Source organism: Idiomarina sp. UBA4206 (genome assembly GCF_002383015.1).
Taxonomy (GTDB): Bacteria; Pseudomonadota; Gammaproteobacteria; order Enterobacterales; family Alteromonadaceae; genus Idiomarina; species Idiomarina abyssalis.
In genome coordinates this window covers 1,763-5,380 of sequence record NZ_DFTS01000035.1, presented here as the reverse complement: position 1 = coordinate 5,380, position 3,618 = coordinate 1,763, and the positions used below count along the sequence as shown (strand labels likewise).

The 3,618-nt window shown below is 49.4% G+C and carries 3 protein-coding genes and 1 pseudogene; 3 read left to right on the top strand and 1 reads right to left on the bottom strand.

Translation table 11 applies throughout. From position 1 onward, the window contains the following. Positions 1-142: 142 nt before the first annotated feature. Complete coding sequence (locus tag B3180_RS07065; RefSeq protein WP_011235323.1) at positions 143-985, bottom strand: LysR family transcriptional regulator; 843 nt, start codon at positions 983-985, stop codon at positions 143-145. 141 nt (positions 986-1,126) lie between these two features. Here B3180_RS07065 and gcvT point away from each other — a divergent pair, with 141 nt between their 5' ends. From gcvT to B3180_RS07050, 3 genes and pseudogenes are all read left to right on the top strand, one after another. After that, a complete protein-coding gene (gcvT, locus tag B3180_RS07060) occupies positions 1,127-2,206 on the top strand; it encodes a glycine cleavage system aminomethyltransferase GcvT (RefSeq protein ID WP_278358461.1) in 1,080 nt (359 codons plus the stop codon). A 50-nt stretch (positions 2,207-2,256) separates the two neighbouring features. Next, positions 2,257-2,646: a glycine cleavage system protein GcvH gene (gene gcvH / locus B3180_RS07055; RefSeq protein ID WP_054491221.1), complete on the top strand. Its 390-nt coding sequence runs from the start codon at positions 2,257-2,259 to the stop codon at positions 2,644-2,646. A 125-nt stretch (positions 2,647-2,771) separates the two neighbouring features. Continuing rightward, positions 2,772-3,618: pseudogene (locus B3180_RS07050) on the top strand (glycine dehydrogenase (aminomethyl-transferring)); the annotation flags it as partial.

Sequence of the window (3,618 nt, the reverse complement as noted above, 5' to 3'; positions counted from 1 at the left end):
ACGCCCGTGAATACATCCCTGTAGGGTTTGGGCAGCGCCATCCATGGCGCTGCACATTCCCTGACCAGTACGTAGCAACCATAGGCGCCACCTATTCCGTAGCTCAGCTCTCGTAGCCTGACGTTCACGTCAGGTGAGATGTTCAAATTCGCGCTTTCAGATAATCCGCTAATTGAGAAGCCGCGCTTGAAGCGCCGCCGGCCAGGCGCATAATCACGTTGACTGAACCCGGGTTGGGTAAGGGTTTGTTATCAGAAAAACTCTCCAATATGGGAATATCCTTCGGTACAGTACTTTTGGCCAGAACGGTAATGCCCAGCCCACTGTTCAATGCCGCAGTCAGTCCCGAGAAGTCTGTATTGGTATAAGTGATACGATAAGGCTGATGCGCTCTTTGTAAGCTTTGTTCCGCCCTGCGACGATAAATACAGCCTTCAGGGGCAACCACCATAGGCCAGCCGGGTTGCTCTAACAAGCCGGGTAAACCCACCCAAACCAATTCTTCGCGCTGAATCAGAACATCACTTTTATTGGTTTGCTCACGCAGTGCCAGAATAATATCGAACTGCTGTCCTAATCCGGAAAGTAAGTCTTTACTCAATGCTGAAGTCACCTGCAGCGTAACCTGTGGGTAAACCTGAGCAAACTGACCCAGCACTTTGGGTAGCAAACTGGACGCGAATTCACTGGTAATACCCAGCCGAACTTTACCGCTAACCTGTTGAGGCTCGAACTGCGCCCAGGCCTGGTCATTCAGTGCCAACATTCGCTGGGCGTAGTCAAACAGTACGTCACCGTCGGCGGTAAGAGCAAAGCCGCTGCCCTGACGGGTTAGCAGTTCAACGCCCAGTTGCTGCTCCAGCTTTTTAAGCTGCAAACTAATAGCAGGCTGAGAACGACCCATGCGCTCGCCGGCGAGTGTCATACTGCCCAGCTCAATCACTGCACTAAAACTGCGTAAGGCTTCTAAGGATAAATGTTTCATTGGTTCGCTTTATAAAGTCGTTACTGGGTATTTGAAAAATTAATACCATTATAAGCATTATTGATTTTAAGTTTAAACGAATCACGCCTATAATTTGCGCCCATACACACGCACATAAAGTGAACAGAGAAGGAACACGGTATGGGTAGCAGAACGCCACTGTACGATGCACACGTAAAAGCGGGTGCGAAGATGGTTGATTTTCACGGCTGGGACATGCCGCTGAACTACGGCTCACAAATTGAAGAGCACCATGCTGTACGCCGTGACTGCGGTGTTTTTGATGTGTCGCACATGACCATTGTTGACGTAGAAGGCCCACAGGCTCAGGCGTTTTTGCGTTACCTGCTTGCTAACGATGTTGCCAAGCTAAAAACCGAAGGCAAAGCGCAATACACCAGCATGTTGAATGAAAACGGCGGTGTTATTGACGACCTTATCGTGTATTTCTTCTCAGAAACCGCTTACCGCATGGTTGTTAACTCAGCAACCCGTGACCGCGACCTGGCATGGATTGAAAAAGTAGCAGCCGATTTTGATGTCACCACCAAAGAGCGTGACGACATGGGTATGCTGGCTTTGCAGGGCCCTAAAGCCGCTGAAAAAATTCAAAACGTACTAACTGCAGAGCAGTATGCCGAAATTGACGGCATGAAGCCTTTTGTGGGCAAAGACGTTGGCGATTACTTTATTGCGACCACAGGTTACACCGGCGAAAAAGGCTACGAAATTGTGGTTCCGGCCGAGCAACTTGAAGCCTTGTGGAATGACTTGCTAAAAGCCGAGGTTGCTCCATGTGGACTGGGTGCTCGTGATACACTGCGTTTAGAAGCTGGCATGAACCTGTATGGTCAGGACATGGATGAGAACATCACGCCGCTGGAAGCCAATATGGGCTGGAGCGTGGCGTTTGAACCGGCTGATCGCGACTTCATTGGTCGTAAAGCCTTAGAGCAGAAAAAAGCGAAAGGTCATGACAAATTAGTCGGCCTTGTGATGGAAGAGAAAGGTGTACTGCGCCACGGTCAAAAAGTAACCGTTGAGGGTGGCGAAGGTATCATCACTTCTGGTACATTCTCGCCTACACTTGGTTTCTCAGTTGCAATGGCTCGCGTTCCATCCAGTGTTGGTGATACAGCGGAAGTGGAAATGCGTAAGAAACAAATGCCGGTGAAGGTGGTTAAGCCAGGTTTCGTCAGAAACGGTCAATCTGTTTTATAATCGAACAAGATTCAATACATTCCGGGTAACCCGGGTAGAAGGAAAGCAATATGAGCAATATTCCAGCAGATCTGAAATACGCATCAACCCACGAATGGGTTCGTGATGAAGGCGACGGTACTTTTACTGTAGGTATCTCTGAGCACGCGCAGGAACTTCTTGGCGACATGGTGTTTGTTGAGTTACCGGACGTAGGCGACAAAGTTGCCACAGGCGATGACATTGCTGTCGCTGAATCTGTAAAAGCCGCTTCAGATATCTACGCACCAATGACCGGTGAAGTTGTTGCTGTGAACGAAGATCTGGAAGATGCCCCTGAAACGGTCAACAACGACCCTTACGGTGACGGCTGGTTATTCCGTATAAAAGCAGATGACAGCGGCGAGCTGGACAACTTATTAGACGCGAACACTTACGAGGCTTCAATCGACGAAGACTGAGGCCATTGGCGCATAGCACCAATGACACAGAGCGTCCTGAGCCCCGGAAATTAGCCGGGGTTCATTGTTTTTTGTCTACGATAAGTTTTCGATAAATTTCCGATAAATGTACGAGGCTGAGTTAAATGAGCAGTACTACCCTGACGCAATTAGAGCACCACGATGAATTCATTAGCCGCCATATTGGCCCAAGCGCTGATGAGCAAAAAGCCATGCTGGCTGAGCTGGGTGTAGATTCTTTAGAAGCATTAACCAAAGACACTGTGCCTGGTGCGATTCTGCGTGAACCGTTCCTGCAAACAGGGGAGCCGCAAACTGAACGCGAAGCTCTGGCTCGTCTTAAAAACATTGCGAAAAAGAACCAAATTTGTACCTCGTACATTGGTATGGGTTACTACGACACCGTAGTGCCTAACGTTATTTTACGTAACGTGCTGGAAAACCCGGGTTGGTACACAGCGTACACGCCGTATCAGCCTGAAATTGCTCAGGGCCGTTTAGAAGCACTGCTTAACTTCCAGCAAATGACCATGGACTTAACCGGCTTAGATTTAGCCAGCGCCTCACTGCTGGACGAAGCCACTGCCGCCGCCGAAGCTATGGCTATGGCGAAGCGGGTTTCTAAAAACAAAAAATCCAACGCGTTTTTCATTGCCGACAACGTTTACACGCAAACCATAGACGTGGTGAAAACCCGTGCCGAATACTTTGGTTTCGACATTATTGTCGGACCGGCGCGTGAAGCCTCTGATCATGACGTGTTTGGTGCGTTGTTGCAGTATCCGGACAAACAAGGCCAGTTGCACAACATTGAACAGTTAATTGGTGAGTTGCAGGAGAAAAAGGCCATTGTTGCCGTTGCTTCTGACTTAATGAGCCTGTTAATGGTGAAGTCACCGGGCGAAATGGGCGCCGACATGGTGTTCGGTAACGCGCAACGTTTTGGTGTGCCAATGGGCTATGGCGGCCCTC

Coding starts and splice junctions, on each gene's coding strand:
- gcvH (WP_054491221.1), top strand. CDS start 2,257: ATGAGCAATATTCCAGCAGATCTGAAATACGCATCAACCCACGAATGG.
- B3180_RS07065 (WP_011235323.1), bottom strand. CDS start 985: ATGAAACATTTATCCTTAGAAGCCTTACGCAGTTTTAGTGCAGTGATT.
- gcvT (WP_278358461.1), top strand. CDS start 1,127: ATGGGTAGCAGAACGCCACTGTACGATGCACACGTAAAAGCGGGTGCG.